Source organism: Streptomyces sp. NBC_00846 (assembly GCF_045207325.1).
Taxonomy (GTDB): domain Bacteria; phylum Actinomycetota; class Actinomycetes; order Streptomycetales; family Streptomycetaceae; genus Streptomyces.
On the sequence record NZ_CP108846.1, the window covers coordinates 6,987,868 to 7,002,981 of the forward strand.

The 15,114-nt window shown below is 71.1% G+C and carries 14 protein-coding genes and 1 pseudogene; 5 read left to right on the forward strand and 10 right to left on the reverse strand.

Annotation, left to right across the window (positions count from 1 at the left end; translation table 11 throughout):
* Nucleotide 1: 1 nt before the first annotated feature.
* Nucleotides 2-760 carry an ABC transporter permease gene (locus OG936_RS32060; RefSeq protein ID WP_266750469.1) on the reverse strand — a complete coding sequence of 253 codons (759 nt, stop codon included), beginning with the start codon at nt 758-760 and terminating at the stop codon, nt 2-4.
* Between the two features lie 1,041 nt (nt 761-1,801).
* On the opposite strand from OG936_RS32060, the pseudogene OG936_RS32065 reads away from it, so the two are divergent.
* A pseudogene (locus OG936_RS32065) lies at nt 1,802-1,936 on the forward strand (transposase); the annotation flags it as partial.
* A 587-nt stretch (nt 1,937-2,523) separates the two neighbouring features.
* Here OG936_RS32065 and OG936_RS32070 read toward each other — a convergent pair.
* The 5 genes from OG936_RS32070 to OG936_RS32090 all read right to left on the reverse strand — a co-directional run bounded on the left by OG936_RS32070 (nt 2,524) and on the right by OG936_RS32090 (nt 7,535).
* Entirely contained in the window at nt 2,524-3,309 is a 786-nt protein-coding gene (locus OG936_RS32070; protein ID WP_406499435.1) for an SDR family oxidoreductase, read from the reverse strand.
* An 89-nt stretch (nt 3,310-3,398) separates the two neighbouring features.
* The gene (locus OG936_RS32075; protein ID WP_406499436.1) at nt 3,399-4,475 is read right to left on the reverse strand and encodes an acyl-CoA dehydrogenase family protein; all 1,077 of its coding nucleotides are present in this window, start codon (nt 4,473-4,475) and stop codon (nt 3,399-3,401) included.
* Nucleotides 4,472-5,467, reverse strand: coding sequence for an acyl-CoA dehydrogenase family protein (locus tag OG936_RS32080; protein ID WP_406499437.1), 996 nt, complete (start codon nt 5,465-5,467; stop codon nt 4,472-4,474). The genes OG936_RS32075 and OG936_RS32080 overlap by 4 nt, the downstream gene beginning before the upstream one ends.
* Entirely contained in the window at nt 5,467-6,687 is a 1,221-nt protein-coding gene (locus OG936_RS32085) for an acyl-CoA dehydrogenase family protein (RefSeq protein ID WP_406499438.1), read from the reverse strand. Before OG936_RS32085 ends, OG936_RS32080 begins: the two co-directional genes overlap by 1 nt.
* Nucleotides 6,687-7,535: an enoyl-CoA hydratase gene (locus OG936_RS32090; RefSeq protein ID WP_406499439.1), complete on the reverse strand. Its 849-nt coding sequence runs from the start codon at nt 7,533-7,535 to the stop codon at nt 6,687-6,689. The genes OG936_RS32085 and OG936_RS32090 overlap by 1 nt, the downstream gene beginning before the upstream one ends.
* A gap of 48 nt (nt 7,536-7,583) precedes the next feature.
* Here OG936_RS32090 and OG936_RS32095 point away from each other — a divergent pair, with 48 nt between their 5' ends.
* From OG936_RS32095 to OG936_RS32110, 4 genes are read left to right on the forward strand one after another with little or no spacing between them, the layout of a single operon-like run.
* A complete protein-coding gene (locus tag OG936_RS32095; RefSeq protein ID WP_406499440.1) occupies nt 7,584-8,786 on the forward strand; it encodes an acyl-CoA dehydrogenase family protein in 1,203 nt (400 codons plus the stop codon).
* The gene (locus OG936_RS32100; RefSeq protein WP_406499441.1) at nt 8,783-9,568 is read left to right on the forward strand and encodes an SDR family oxidoreductase; all 786 of its coding nucleotides are present in this window, start codon (nt 8,783-8,785) and stop codon (nt 9,566-9,568) included. Before OG936_RS32095 ends, OG936_RS32100 begins: the two co-directional genes overlap by 4 nt.
* A 56-nt stretch (nt 9,569-9,624) precedes the next feature.
* The gene (locus OG936_RS32105; RefSeq protein ID WP_406386859.1) at nt 9,625-10,212 is read left to right on the forward strand and encodes a TetR/AcrR family transcriptional regulator; all 588 of its coding nucleotides are present in this window, start codon (nt 9,625-9,627) and stop codon (nt 10,210-10,212) included.
* A gap of 32 nt (nt 10,213-10,244) precedes the next feature.
* Nucleotides 10,245-11,402, forward strand: a complete 1,158-nt coding sequence (locus tag OG936_RS32110) for an acetyl-CoA C-acetyltransferase (RefSeq protein WP_406499442.1) — start codon at nt 10,245-10,247, stop codon at nt 11,400-11,402.
* A 101-nt stretch (nt 11,403-11,503) separates the two neighbouring features.
* On the opposite strand, the gene OG936_RS32115 is transcribed toward OG936_RS32110, so the two are convergent.
* The 4 genes from OG936_RS32115 to OG936_RS32130 are packed head-to-tail and all read right to left on the reverse strand — an operon-like array spanning nt 11,504 to nt 14,959.
* Complete coding sequence (locus OG936_RS32115) at nt 11,504-12,574, reverse strand: NAD(P)H-dependent flavin oxidoreductase (protein WP_406499443.1); 1,071 nt, start codon at nt 12,572-12,574, stop codon at nt 11,504-11,506.
* On the reverse strand, nt 12,571-13,344 hold the full coding sequence (locus OG936_RS32120) for a CoA-transferase subunit beta (RefSeq protein ID WP_406499444.1): 774 nt from the start codon (nt 13,342-13,344) through the stop codon (nt 12,571-12,573). The genes OG936_RS32115 and OG936_RS32120 overlap by 4 nt, the downstream gene beginning before the upstream one ends.
* Nucleotides 13,341-14,189 (reverse strand): CoA transferase subunit A, encoded by an 849-nt coding sequence (locus OG936_RS32125; RefSeq protein WP_406500689.1) that lies wholly within the window; start codon nt 14,187-14,189, stop codon nt 13,341-13,343. Before OG936_RS32125 ends, OG936_RS32120 begins: the two co-directional genes overlap by 4 nt.
* A gap of 14 nt (nt 14,190-14,203) precedes the next feature.
* Nucleotides 14,204-14,959, reverse strand: a complete 756-nt coding sequence (locus OG936_RS32130; RefSeq protein WP_406499445.1) for an enoyl-CoA hydratase family protein — start codon at nt 14,957-14,959, stop codon at nt 14,204-14,206.
* Nucleotides 14,960-15,114: the final 155 nt, after the last annotated feature.

Below are 15,114 nucleotides of genomic sequence, written 5' to 3' on the forward strand. Positions count from 1 at the left end.
GTCAGCTCACCCTGATCCTGGGGTCGAGGGCCACGACGACGAGGTCGGCCAGGATCGCGCCGATGGCCGTCATGAGGGCACCGAAGGCTGCGACAGCGACGACGCCGTGCACGTCGTTCGTGCTGATGGTCTTGGTGAAGTACTCACCCATGCCGTGCCACGCGAAGACCGTTTCCGTGATGACCGCGCCGGTGAAGAGCGCGGGCATCGCGAACGCGACCTGAGTGGCGACGGGAATGATCGAGGTCCGCAGCCCGTGCCGGTAGATGGCCTGCTTCCGCGTCAGCCCCTTGGACCGTGCGGTACGCACGTAGTCGGAGTTGATGTGGTCCAGCAGCAGAGAGCGCTGCAACAGGTGGTATCCGGCGTACGAGATGAACGTCAGCGAGATCGTGGGAAGAATCGCGTGCATCGCCCGTGACCCCAGGACCGGCCAGAACCCGACGACATCGGGGCTCTGCGCTCCGGCGACGGGCAGCAGCGTGCTGCCGAGGGACTGGTTGAGCGCGATGGCCGCGAGTACCACGCCGAGCGAGGCCACCGCGGAGGGCGTGTTGAAGGAGATCACGGAGATGCCCTGCCACACCCGGTCGCCGGCCTTGTACTGGCGCGACGCGGTGTAGACGCCCAGCCCGACACCGATGATGATGGACAGGATCGTCGAGGCCAGGACGAGTTGGCCGCTGACGAAGATCCGGTAGGAGACCTGGTCGTTGACGCTGCCCCCGGTTGGCGACTGGCCCCAGTCGAAATGAGTCACGATCTGAGTGATCCAGTGCCACCACCGATCCATGATCGGTTTGTCTGGATTGAGATTGTAAAGCGCCAGCGACTGGTTGATCTGGGCTGGAGTTCGAGGCGGTCGCAACGCGGTGTAGTTCGACGCAGGTTTGAGGAATGCGTTAGCGAGGAAGTACGTGAGGTTGGTCGCGATGGCGATCATCAAAATCCAGCCGACTGCTTTGCGGGCGATGTAACGCAGCACTGTTAGCCGGCCTTTCGTGATATGGGGCGTATCGGCCCGCAAGTCCGGTGAGTGACCGGACGCTTGGCCGCGTTGACCGGGCACCGGGTCGCGAGCGCTCGGACAGGACGTGCGGATCCTCGGGGGATCAGAAAATGATTTGTGTGAAACCGTTCCGGTGTACGAGCCTGAGGTGTGCTGACGGAGCTGCACAGGCGGGCGAAGGTGGAGTGAGCAGTGCGCCGGGCATGGAGCGACAACCTCGCGTGGGGGTAAGCCAATTCAAGGCGACCGCATGGTTCAGCAGCGCCGCTGCTGACGATTTCAACTGCCCGTGTGGCACGTCAAGGCTGGTCAGGTCGCGATCCGATTAAGCTGAAGCCGCATATCGGTCATTCTTCGCGAAAGTTTTCAACGCCGTGGTGGACGCGCGGTGAACGATGGAGCTCTGGAGGCTCCAAAAGATGCAAAACCAACCTATCGCGCGCATTCGCCGCTTTGTGTTTGATCCAGGACCAGGGTTTCTTCTGTGAACTGTCGTTCTGGGGGCGCTGTTGGTGGTCTTCGGTGTGACGACGGAGCGTGCCGTGCAGGTGTGGGTGGGTAGTTCGACGACTTCTCCGCCAGTCTGGCGGGGGTGTTCGGGCGGGTCGAGCCGCGTCGGGTGGCGATGGCCCACATCAAGGCGTTGATCGCTCCGGTGGAGCGGAAAAGGGGATGGCAGATCGCGGAGCACGCCGCGCATGTCACGCTGGACCGGGTGCAATGGTCCCTGGCCCGCTCCGTGCGGCGTGCGGACCATCCTCATGACCGTGTAGGGAAGTTCGTCGTTGCCCACCTCGGACGGGCGGACTGGTCCTGGACGAGACCGCCTTCCTCAAGAAGGGCGTGAAATCGGCCGGGATGGCAAGGCGGTACGTCGGCAGCACCGGGCAGACCGAGAACTGTCAGGTCGCGGTGTTCTGCGCCTGAGCTACCGACACCGACCGGTGTAACGAAGCGAGGATCCCCAGGCTCCGGGCCGGCGAGCTGAACACCAAGGCCGAAATCGGTCGCGGATGGACGAGCGGGCCCGCCGCGCCTCGGTGCCCTTCGAACGGGTCGCCGCGGACAGCGCCTACGGCCAGGACCGCAAACTCCGCGCCGCACTCGAACGCCGCGGCATCCCCTACGTCATGGCCGTCCCGGCCACGGGGCAACCCCATCGAGCGCGCCTGGCGGGACGCCCACGCCGGCAGCGTGCACGTGGCCAACGACGTCGAACGGGCGCTGGCGATGTACGGATGCGGCGCATTCGGGCTCACCGTCGAGGACAACCTGGTCTGAGCGGGCCGGGGCCGCTGCCGGTGTCCGGCAGCGGCTCCGTATCGCGTCACGGCGTGACGGAAGGTCGGCTCACGGCATACGGGAAGTCCGGTCACGGCGAGACGGAAGGCCCGGTCACGGCATACGGGAGGTCCGGTCACGGCGATACGGAAATGAGAAACGGCCGCGCGGCCGTTTCCGTGCGGGCCCGCTGGGGCCCGCACACAGACCTCAATCGGCCCGTCCGCCCGGCCTCACCCCGTCCCGCCGGACTTCGCGGCGAGATAGCGGGAAGGGAACTCGCCCCCGCCGTGCACCGCCAGGTCGGCGCCGTTGACGTAGGAGGCGAGGCCACCGGCGAGATACAGACAGGCGCCCGCGACATCCTCCGGGACGGCCATCCGCTCCATCGGGACGACCCGCGCCACCGCGGCCCCGCCGTCCTCGCCGTAGACGGCCGCGGCGCTCTCGGTGCGGATCAGACCGGTGGTGATGTGGTTGACCCGGACCTTCGGCGCCCACTCCAGGGCCAGTGCCCTGGTCAGGGTGAGCAGACCGGCCTTGGCGGCCGAGTAGGCGGCCGTGCCGGGCTGCGGGTCGTGGGCGGAGACACTTCCGATGTTGATGACCGAGCCACCACCGCTCTGGGTCCGCATGACCCGGTTGGCGGCCTGCGCCACGTAGAACGGCGCCAGCAGGTTGAGGGCGACGATCTTCTCGACGAACCGCGGGGAGACCGTGGCCGCTTCGGCGTCGGGGGAGCCGCCCGCGTTGTTCACGAGGACGTCCAGCCGGCCGAAGCGGTCCACGGCGCCGTCGACGAGCCGCGCCGCCGCCGCGGGGTCGCGGACATCGGCCGGGAGGAACACGGCGTGCCGGCCGTTCGCACCGGGCAGCGCCCCTGGTTCGTTGCGGCCGCAGACGACGACATCCGCGCCCGCGCCGAGAAACGCCTCGGCGATCGCCGCACCGATGCCCCTGGTGCCCCCGGTGACCACCACGACTCGTCCGGTGAAGTCCATCGGGTTGTCGCTGTCCATGCTTCCGCCTTCTGTCAGGCTCCGGTAGGGCGTACTGGAATCCGTGGGTGGAACCACGGACCCGGGTGACTGGGCTGCCGTCCGGCCGGTCACGCCGCGGTCAGCCCCAGGCCGGTGGCGAGCCGGCCCCGGTGCCACGACGGCGGGCCGAAGAGCCGGCCGGAGCCGTGCGCGCGTTTGAAGAAGCGGTGGGCGGTGTGTTCCCAGGTGATGCCGATACCACCGTGCAGCTGGATCATCTCGCCCGCCACCGCGGAGAACGCCTCCGAGCAGGCGGACTTGGCGACGGCCGCGGACCGGCTCAGCTCCGGTGAGCCCTCGACGGCCGCGAGGGCCGCACCGAGGGCGGCCGAGCGCGCCGACTCCACCAGCACGTACGCGTCCGCGAGCCGGTGCTTCACCGCCTGGAAGGAGCCGATGGGCCGGCCGAACTGGACGCGGTCCTTGGCGTACGCGACCGTGAGTTCGAGACAGCGTTCGGCCGCGCCGACCTGCTCGGCGGCGAGCGCCGCGCACGCCAGGTCCAGTACGTGCCGCAGCACCCGGTCGCCCTCGCCGTCGGCGCCGATGAGCCGTCCCTCGGCACCGTCGAGGACCACGCGCGCCTGTGACCGCGTCAGGTCCATCGTCACCACCGCTTCGCGACGTACTCCCACACCGTCCGGGGCCACCTCGAAGAGCGAGACTCCGGCCGCCGTGCGGGCCGCCACGAGCAGCACATCTGCCTCGGTGCCGTCCAGCACGTGCTCCTTGGTCCCGGTGATCCGCCAGGCACCGCCTCCGGGCCCGGCGACGGCCTCGGCCCGGATCGCCGCCGTGTCCCAGGAACCCTGCTCGGCCCACGCCAGCGTCCCCACCGTGCGGCCTTCGGCGAGCCGCGGCAGCAACCGGGCGCAGGCCGCCCCGTCACCGGAGGCGAGCAGCGCCTGCACCGCGAGCACCGCGGAGCCGAGACAGGGGACCGGGCTCAGCTCCCGCCCCAATTCCTCCATCACCACGTGGACTTCCGCCGCTCCGCAGCCCGCGCCGCCGTACTCCTCGGGGACGGCGAGCCCCGCGACGCCGATCTGCCCGGTCAGCGGTCGCCAGGCCGCCGCGCCCTCATGGCGTGCCAGCAACGACCTGACGGCGGAACGCAGTTCCTCCTGTTCCTCCGTCAGTCTCATACATCTGCTCCCTGGAGAACGCGGGCCCGGCATGCCGCGGGAGTGCCCCAGGCGTCGCGCAGGGGACGGGCCTTGCGGATCCACAACGACAGGTCGAGTTCGTCGGTGTAGCCGAGGGCGCCGTGCAGTTGCAGGGCCGTGCGGGACGCGGCGTACGCGGCCTCGCCCGCCGTGACCTTGGCCGCAGCTGTCTCGCGGGCCGACGCCCGGCCCGAGGCCAGGGCGAGGGCGGCGGAGTGGACCAGCGGCTGGGCGAATTCGAGGGCGAGGAGGGTGTCCGCCAGGCGGTGCTTCACCGCCTGGAAGGAACCGATGGCCACCCCGAACTGGGTGCGCTGCTGGACGTATTCGACCGTACGTGCCAGCAGGGCGCGGCCCAGCCCGAGGGCCTGGGCGGCGGTGGCCAGCGCCGCGACGTCGGCTGCGTACGCGGCCGCGGCGACCACCTCGGGCCCCCGCGCCAGCACGGTTCCCCCCACCGGCCGGGCCGGCCGCCGGGCCGGGTCGGCGGACGGCTGGACGGGTCCCGCCGACGCCGCCAGGCGCAGGGTGTCACCGTCCACGACGAAGACGGCGTCGGCGGCGTCGGCGTCCAGGGCGTAGGGGCTGTCGGGGGAGAGCAGGCAGAGTGAGGCGACCGTCTTGCCGGAGGCGATGACGGGCAGCCAGTCGGCGGCAGCGGCCTCGTCGCCGAGCCGGTCCAGGAGCGCGGCGGCTGCGACCGTCTCGACCAGCGGTCCGGGGACGGCGTACCGGCCCAGTTCCGTGAAGGCGACGGCCAGTTCGAGCGGGAGCGGCCCGAGTCCGTCGTGCTGCTCCGGTACGGCGAGGGCGAAGACCCCGGCCTGCGCGAGCCGGTCCCACAGGGCGCGCCCGGGGCCGTGGTCGCCGGACGCCCAGGCCCGTACGGCACCCGTGGTGTCGTACGAGCCGAGCATGCCGTCCAGGGTGCGGGCGAACTCCCGCTGTTCGTCGTCCAGGAGGAACCGCATCACCGGCGTCCCTTCGGCAGGCCGAGCAGCCGCTCGGCGATGATGTCGCGCTGGATCTCGTTCGTGCCGGCGTAGATCGGCCCGGCGAGGGAGAAGGTGTAGCCCTCGGCCCAACTGCCGTGTCCGGGCGCCTCCTCGGCGCCGTCGGCCAGCTCGCCGTACGGACCGAGGAGGTCCAGGGCGGTCTCGTGCAGGGCGATGTCGAGCTCGGACCAGAAGATCTTGTTGAGGCTGGACTCGGCGCCGATCGATCCCGCCCGTCGCCCACCACCACCCTTGCTCGACGGCCCTGCGGGCCCGCCCCCCTCTGCGGCCAGGCGCGAGGCGCTCGCGTAGGTGAACAGCTGGTAGGCGCGGGCACCGATCACCGCATCGGCGACCCGGTCGCGCAGAGCCGTGTCGGCCGGGTCGGCACGCTCTCGCCACAGCGCGGTCAGGCGGTCGGCGGCCGCGGTGAAGCGGCCGGGGCTGCGCAGGGTCAGGCCGCGCTCGTTGCCCGCGGTGCTCATTGCCACCCGCCAGCCCTGCCCGGGCTCGCCGATGACGTCCTCGTCGGGCACGAACACCTCGTCGAGGAAGAGTTCGGCGAAGGCGGGCTTGCCGTCGAGCCGGCCGATGGGGCGTACGGTCACACCGTCGGCGTCCAGCGGGAACATCAGATACGTCAGGCCCTGGTGCGGCCTGCCGGCGTCCGGGTCGCTGCGGAAGAGGCCGAAGGCCCGGTCGGCGAAGGCGGCCCGCGAGGACCAGGTCTTCTGGCCGCCCAGCAGCCAGCCGCCGTCGGTGCGCACGGCCGTCGAGCTCAGCGAGGCGAGGTCGGAGCCGGACTCCGGCTCCGACCAGGCCTGGGCCCAGATGACCTCGCCGCTCGCCATGCGGGGCAGGATGCGGGAGCGCTGCTCCTGCGTACCGTGCTCGAAGAGGGTGGGGGCGAGCAGGTTGATGCCGTTCTGGCTGACCCGGCCGGGCGCGCCGGCCGCGTAGTACTCCTCCTCGAAGATCAGCCATCGAAGGATCGAACTGCCGCGTCCGCCGTACTCCTCGGGCCAGGAGACCACCGACCAGCGGTCCGTGAAGAGGGTGCGTTCCCACTGCCGGTGGGCGGTGAAGCCCTCGGCGGTCTCCAGGGAGGGCAGCGGGGTGCCGGGGACGTGCGCGGCGAGCCAGTCCCTGGCCTCGGCGCGGAAGGCGTCCTCCTGCTCGGTGAAGTCGAGGTCCATCAGGATCCCGCCTCCTTCATCGCGCGGATGTCCATGCCGCCCAGCGCGTCGGGGGCGGTCTCGGCGTTGTGCGCGTGTGCGAGGTGGTGCAGCCCGAAGACCGAGTCCATGCCGGTGTGCAGACCCTGCAGGTCCTCGGCCTGGTTGACCGCGCGTTTGGTCAGGGCGAGCCCCATGCGCGGCATATCGGCGATCCGGGTCGCCAACTCCGTGACCCGTTCGGTCAGTTCGGCGCGCGGGACGACACGGTTGACCATGCCGACCTCGTACGCCCGCTGGGCGCTCATCCGGTCGCCGGTGTACAGGAACTCCTTGGCGATGCGCGGCGGCATCACCCAGGGGTGCGCGAAGTACTCCACGCCCGGGATGCCCATGCGGACCACCGGGTCGGCGAAGAACGCGTCGTCGGAGGCGATGATCAGGTCGCAGACCCAGGCGAGCATCAGCCCGCCCGCGACGCAGGCACCCTGCACCGAGGCGATGACGGGCTTGGGCAGTTCGCGCCAGCGGCGGCACATGCCCAGGTAGACCTCGGACTCGCGGGCGAAGCGGCCCTCCGCTCCGGCCTTGTCCGAGTGGTCCCACCACAGTCCGGCCTTGCGGTCGAACGGCAGGTGGGCGTCCCGTTCCGGCGTGCCGATGTCGTGGCCCGCGGAGAAGTGCTTCCCCGCTCCGGCCAGGACGACGACCTTGACCTCGGCGTCGTCGGCGGCGCGGTAGAAGGCCCGGTCCAGGGCGTAGGTCATCGCGGAGTTCTGGGCGTTGCGGTAGTCGGGCCGGTTCATGGTGACGGTCGCGACCGGGCCTTGCCTCTCATAGCGCACCGGTTCGTCGTGGGCAGTGGTCATCGAGCCCCCTCCTTCCCTAACAAGTGTTTGGTAGACTACCGTACGGCCATGAGCAGCGTCGAGGAGTTCCGTACCGAGTTCCGTAACTGGCTGGCCGCCCACCTCACGGGAGAGTTCGCGAGTCTGCGTGGCCGCGGCGGCCCGGGCCGGGAGCACGAGGCATTCGCCGAACGGCTCGGCTGGGAACGGCACATGGCGGCCGAGGGCTGGACCTGCGTGGGCTGGCCGAAGGAGCACGGCGGCCGGGGCGCGACCCTGGAGCAACAGGTCGCCTTCCACGAGGAGTACGCCCTGGCCGACGCCCCGGCCCGGGTGGGCCACATCGGGGAACAACTGCTCGGCCCCACCCTCATCGCCTTCGGCACGCCCCAGCAGCAGGAGCGGTTCCTGCCACCGATCGTGGCGGCCCGGGAGCTGTGGTGCCAGGGCTACAGCGAGCCGGACGCCGGTTCCGACCTGGCGAACGTACGCACCCGCGCCGAGCGGGATGAGGGAGGCACCTCCCGCTCGAACGGAGCCGGGAGCGGGGGAGATTGGGTCGTCACCGGGCAGAAGATCTGGACCTCGCTGGCCCACGAGTCCGACTGGTGCTTCGTAGTCGCCCGCACCGAAGCCGGATCGACCCGCCACCAGGGCCTGTCCTACCTCCTGGTGCCGCTGGACCAGCCCGGCGTCGAGATCCGGCCGATCAACCAGCTGACCGGCACCTCGGAGTTCAACGAGGTGTTCTTCGACGGCGCGCGCACCCGCGCCGGACACGTCGTCGGCGCCCCCGGGGAGGGCTGGAAGGTGGCCATGGCCACCCTCGGCTTCGAGCGCGGGGTCTCCACCCTCGGCCAGCAGGTCGGCTTCCGCCGCGAACTGGAGTCCCTCATCGAACTGGCCCGGCACAACGGCGCCGCCGACGACCCGCTGATCCGCGACCGGCTCGCCCGCGCCTGGGTCGGCCTGGAGACCATCCGCTGCAACGCCCTGCGGATGCTCGACCAGGTCGCCGCGGGCGCCCCCGGCCCCGAGGCCTCCATCGGCAAGATCTTCTGGGCGACCTGGCACCGGGAGCTCGGCGAGCTCGCCATGGACGTCTGCGGCGCCGACGGAATGCTGGCCGCCGGGCCGCCGTACGACCTCACCGACTGGCAGCGGCTGTTCCTCTTCTCCCGCTCCGACACCATCTACGCCGGCTCCAACGAGATCCAGCGCAACATCATCGCCGAGCGCGTCCTCGGCCTGCCCAAGGAGGCCCGCCCATGACCACACCGCCGCCCTACGTGTCCGGCCACGCCCTGCTCGACGGCCGCACCGCCGTGATCACCGCCGCCGCCGGTGCGGGCATCGGCGGGGCCACCGCCCGCCGATTCCTGGAGGAGGGCGCCCGGATCGTGATCGGCGACGCCCACGCACGCCGGCTGAAGGAGAGCGCCGAAGCGCTCGCCGAGGAGTTCGGCGCCGACCGGGTCGCCGCACTCCCGTGCGACGTCACCGACGAACAGCAGGTCGCGGCCCTCTTCGACCTCGCTCAGGCGCAGCACGGCCACCTCGACATCGTCGTCAACAACGCCGGACTCGGCGGCACCGCCGACCTGGTCGAGATGACCGACGAGCAGTGGTCCGCGGTTCTCGACGTCACCCTGAACGGCACCTTCCGCTGCACCCGCGCCGCGCTGCGGCGCATGAAGGAGCGGGAGCGCGGGGGCATCGTCGTCAACAACGCCTCGGTGATCGGCTGGCGCGCCCAGCGCGGCCAGGCGCACTACGCCGCCGCCAAGGCCGGCGTGATGGCGCTCACCCGCTGCGCGGCCGTCGAGGCCGCCGAGTACGGCGTGCGCGTCAACGCCGTCGCGCCGAGCCTCGCGATGCACCCGCACCTGGCGAAGGTGACCACCCCCGAACTGCTGGCCGAGCTCACCGAGCGCGAGGCGTTCGGCCGGTACGCCGAGCCCTGGGAGGTCGCCAACGTGATCGTCTTCCTGGCCAGTGGCTACTCCTCGTACATGACGGGCGAGACGGTCTCGGTCAGCAGCCAGCGGGCGTGACGAGTGATGACCGGATACCGAAGCGCAGCGCGCCGGGCAAAGGCGAGAAGACCCCGATGAGCCCGTCCCCCGAGCGGCACAGCGAACTCCTGGCCACCGCCGCGGAGGTGTTCGCCGCACAGGGATACAACGCCACCACCGTCCGCAAGATCGCCGACGCCGCCGGAATGCTCGCGGGAAGCCTCTACTACCACTTCGACTCCAAGGAGTCGATGCTCGACGAGATCCTCTCCACCTTCCTGGACGAGTTGTGGGCCGGGTACGACGCCGTACTCGCCGCCGGACTCGGCCCGCGGGAGACCATCGAGGCCCTCGTCACCGAATCCTTCCGGGAGATCGACCGGCACCGCGCCGCGGTCGACATCTACCAGAAGGAGTCCAAGCACCTCTCCTCCCAGCCCCGGTTCCACTATCTCGCCGACTCGCAGGTGAAATTCGAGAAGGCGTGGCTGGCAACCCTTGAACGCGGCGTCGCCGCCGAGATCTTCCGCGCCGACCTGGACATCCGGCTCACCTACCGCTTCGTGCGCGACACCGTCTGGGTCGCCGCGTCGTGGTACCGGCCGGGCGGACAGCACAGCCCCGAGGAGATCGCCCGCCAGTACCTGTCCATGGTGCTGGAGGGCATCGCCCTGCGGGACTGACATGTCACTCTGAATACAGAGAAGGAGCAGTCATGGCCGAGGCCTATATCGTCGAAGCAGTCCGCACCCCGGTAGGCAGGCGCAACGGCGGGCTCGCCGCCGCGCACCCGGCCGACCTGGGAGCACATGTGCTCACCGCGCTCGTGGAGCGCACGGGCATCGACCCGGCGGCCGTCGAGGACGTCGTCTTCGGCTGCCTGGACACCGTCGGCCCGCAGGCCGGGGACATCGCCCGCACCTGCTGGCTGGCCGCCGGGCTGCCGGAGGAAGTGCCGGGCGTCACCGTGGACCGGCAGTGCGGTTCCTCCCAGCAGGCCGTGCACTTCGCGGCCCAGGGGGTGCTCTCCGGCACCCAGGACCTGGTCGTCGCGGGCGGCACCCAGAACATGTCGCAGATCCCGATCGCCTTCGCCGGCCGCCAGGCGGCCGAACCGCTCGGACTCACCGAGGGGCCGTACGCCGGCTCCGCGGGCTGGCGGGCGCGCTACGGCGACCAGCCGGTCAACCAATTCCACGGCGCCGAGCTGATCGCCGAGAAGTGGGGCATCACCCGGGAGCAGATGGAGGAGTTCGCGCTGCGCTCGCACCAGCGGGCGATCCGGGCCATCGACGAGGGCCGTTTCGACCGGGAGACCGTCGCCTACGGTGACGTGACGTGCGACGAGGGCCCGCGCCGGGACACCTCGCTGGAGAAGATGGCAGGCCTGAAGCCGCTGGTCGAGGGCGGCCGGCTGACCGCCGCCGTCTCCTCGCAGGTCTCGGACGGCGCCGCCGCGATGCTCATCGCCTCCGAACGGGCCGTCCGCGAGCACGGCCTGACCCCGCGGGCCCGCATCCACCACCTCTCGGTGCGTGGCGAGGACCCGATCCGGATGCTGTCCGCGCCGATCCCGGCGACGGCGTACGCGCTGAAGAAGACCGGGCTCTGCCTCGACGACATCGACCTGGTCGAGATCAACGAGGCGTTCGCCTCGGTCGTCCTGGCCTGGCTGAAGGAGACCGGAGCCGACCCGGAGAAGGTCAATGTCAACGGCGGTGCCATCGCCCTCGGCCACCCCCTGGGCGCCACCGGCACGAAGCTGATGACCACACTGCTGCACGAACTCGACCGCACCGGCGGCCGGTACGGCCTGCAGACCATGTGCGAGGGCGGCGGCCAGGCCAACGTCACCATCATCGAGCGCCTCTGACGCATCGCCGGGTAACGACCTCGCCCAGGGGTCCGGCGTACCGAAGCGCGAGTGCCCGCGGGCGTCAAGGCCGCGGGCACTCGCGCTTCGGTACGCGCGCCTCAGCGCGCCAGGGGAAGGGGCAGGGCACGGAGCGTGGCGTCCGCCTCCGCCATGACGCGGTCGACGAGTTCGGCGCACGACGGCAGATCGTCGATCAGCCCCGCGACCTGACCGGACGCCATCACCCCGAGATCGGTGCGCCCTTCGACCATCGAGGCCTTGAGCAGCATCGGGGTGTTGGCGGCCAGCAGGACCTGGCTCCACGTCAGTTCCTTGCCGTGCTTCATCGCCAGGCCGTCGCGGATCATCCGCGCCCAGCCCAGGCCCGATTCCTTCTTGAAGGCCGCGGCGTGCCGGACCGCCCGGAGCAGCGAGGCGGACCGGCCCGAGCGCTCCAGCGCGTCCACCAGCTCGGTGCGCAGTATCCGGTGCGGGAGGCCGTCCACGGCGGTGGTGACGGTCACGTCCGTCACCGCTGCGGCCAGGTACTTCGCCTTGACCGCCGCGGGGACGGTGCTGTCGGAGGTGAGCAGGAAGCGGGTGCCCATGGCGATCCCGGCCGCGCCGTAGGACAGCGCGGCGACCAGACCGCGACCGTCGTGGAAGCCGCCCGCCGCGATGACCGGGATGTCCACCGCGTCGACGACCTGGGGGAGCAGGACGGTGGTCGCGACGTTCCCGGTGTGGCCGCCCCCCTCGCCGCCCTGTACCACCACCGCGTCGGCGCCCCACGCGGCGACCTTCTCCGCATGCCTTCTGGCACCGACGGACGGGATGACCACCACCCCGGCGTCCTTCAGTCGCGCGATCAGCTCACGGGAGGGCGCCAGCGCGAACGAGGCGACCTTGACGCCCTCGTCGATGATGATCCGTACCCGCTCGGCCGCGTCCCCCGCGTCCGCCCGCAGATTGACGCCGAACGGCGCGTCCGTACGGGAGGTGACCTCACGGACGGCGGAGCGGAGCTGCTCGACGGTCATCGTTGCGGAGGCGAGGATGCCGAGCGCGCCCGCGTCGGCGGCCGCCGTGACCAGACGGGGGCCCGCCACCCACCCCATGCCGGTCTGCACGATGGGGTGGCGGACCCCGACCAGCTCGGTGAGGGGGGTGGCGATCGTGACGCCGCTCATGCGGGGACCTCGCTCTCGCGCAGGCCCTTCGGGTCGATGACCTCGCGGATCAGCCGCAGCTCCTCGGCGGTGGGCTCGCGGGTGTACGGCACCTCGTCGGGGATCGGGAGCGCGAACCCGGTGGCCTCGGCGACCTCTTCGGCCGTGACGCCGGGGTGCAGGGAGCGCAGCCGCATCGTACGGTCCGGGGTCTCGAAGTCGAAGACGCCGAGGTTGCTGATGACGTCCGGGATGCGGTGGTACCGGGCCGCGGCGGGACCGGCCGCCGCGGCGCGGTCGTAGCCGACGCCGCAGACCATGTCGACCCGCTCGACGAACACCCGCGCCGAGTGCCTGGGGATCCAGTAACTCGTCGGGTTGTTCAGCGTGTTGAGCGGGGCGCCGCGCACCCCCAGCAGCTGCCGCTTGGGGGCGGCCCAGTCGCCGATGCAGGAGATGTTCTGATTGCCGTGGCGGTCGATCTGGGTGGCGCCCATCATCACGTGCCGCCGTCCCGTGGCGGTCATGGACAGATGCTGACGATACGGCAGCCACCCCTCCACCACCTGGGACTTCGTACCGACCGCCGGCACGTCGCCGATGAGCAGGGCCTCGCCGTCGGTCAGCAGCAGATCGGGGGAGAAGGTGAGCTTCGCCAGCCGGGCCCCGATCGTGGGGACGGTACCCATCGGGCCGGCCAGGACCTCGCCCGCGCCCCGCCATGCCTCGGCGCAGGCCACCACGCAGTATTCGGCCCGCGTCGCCGTCGTCGTCCCGGTGCTGCCGCTCATTTTTCCTCCTCGTGGAACGCCGCCACCGCGGCCTGGTACGCGGCCTCGTCCCCGGACAGGAACCGCTCGGTGAACGCCTGCCACGCCTCGGGGTCGCGGGCGGCCTGGGCGTAGGCCCGTTGGAACGTCTCGTCGCGGTCGTGGTCGGGCACGCAGGACGTGAAGTGGGCGCCGTTCGGCGTCTCGACGACACCGTTCACGAACGCGCGCTTGACCAGCAGCGTCTGCGGTCCGTTCTCCTTGAGCAGGTCCGCGGTGTCCACGATCCGCTCGCAGGAGACGTACGCGGTGTCGGCGGCCTCGCAGACGAGGTCGTCGAAGTACGGGTCGGGGCCGAGGTACTGGGCGTTGCCGTGCACATCGGCGCGGTTGAGGTGGACGAGCGCGGCGTCCAGCCGCAGTGCCGGGACCGCGACGAGCTCCTCGCCGTCCTCGTACAGTGAAGTGATGGTCCGCAGCCGCGGGTTGACGCGCATCACGTCCGAGGCGAGCCCCGCCCGCACCGGCATGAAGGGCAGCCGCTGCCCGGCGGCCGTCAGCCCCCACATGAACATGGCCTCGTCCAGCTCCACCATCTCGAACGCGCCCCGCTGCCGGGCCGCACCGAAGTGCGGTTCGAGGGGGATGGAGTCGAGCGTGGCGAAGGCCGCGACCAGCTTGCGGATCCGTCCGGCGGCGGCGAGCAGCCCGACGTCGGGACCGCCGTAGGAGACGACCGTCAGGTCGGTGACGTCCGAGCGCAGCAGCGCGCGGACCAGGGCCATCGGCTTGCGCCGGGAGCCCCAGCCGCCGATGCCGATCGTCATGCCGCTCTCCAGCCGGCCGACGACCTCGTCGGCGGTCATGGTTTTGTCCCTGCTCACGACTGCTGCTCCTTTTCCGTGCCGAAGGTGTCGCGGACGCGGTCGGCCACGCCGCTGAGGTTGGCCTCGAAGGTGAAGCCCTGCTCGAAGCGGTAGCTGCGGCGTACGTCGACCGGGTCGATGCCGTTGATCGCGGCCTTTGCGAGGCGGATCAGCGTCCCGTCCTTGGCGGCGATCTCACGGGCCAGCTCCAGCGCCGCGTCCGGCAGTTGCTCGCGCGGTACGACCCGCCACACGGAGCCGTGCCGGTGCAGCTCCTGCGCGGTGGCGGTCCGCGAGGTGTAGTACAGGGCCCGCATCAGGTGCTGGGGGACCAACCGGGCCAGGTGGGTGGCCGCGCCGAGCGCGCCGCGGTCCAGCTCGGGCAGGCCGAAGGTCGCGTCGTCGCTGGCGACGATGGCGTCCGCGTTGCCGACCAGGCCGATACCGCCGCCCAGACAGAAGCCGTGCACGGCGGCGACCACCGGGACCTCGCAGTCGTAGACCGCGGCGAACGCCTCGTAGCAGCCGCGGTTGGCGCCGATCAGGGCGTCGTGGCCGGCCGTGCGCTGCATCTCCTTGATGTCGACGCCGGCGTTGAAGCCGCGGCCCGTGGCGCTGAGCACCACGCATCGCACCGACGGATCGGCCCCCGCGGCGCGTACCGCGGCGGCCAGGGCGTACCAGCCCTGCACGGGGAGGGCGTTGACCGGGGGATAGTCCACGGAGACGAGGGCGATGCCCTCTTCCGGGGCGGAGGTGGAGACACCCATGAGCAGATCAGCTACCTTCCCACCAAGCGTTTGTTAGGTTGCAAGCTAGCAGCGATCGGTGTGCGGCGGGAGATGTCCATGGGCAGCGATCGCCGAACCGACCGGATGCGCGGCTTCCGACACCGGCCGGCGGGTTCTGGCCGCAGACCTCGATT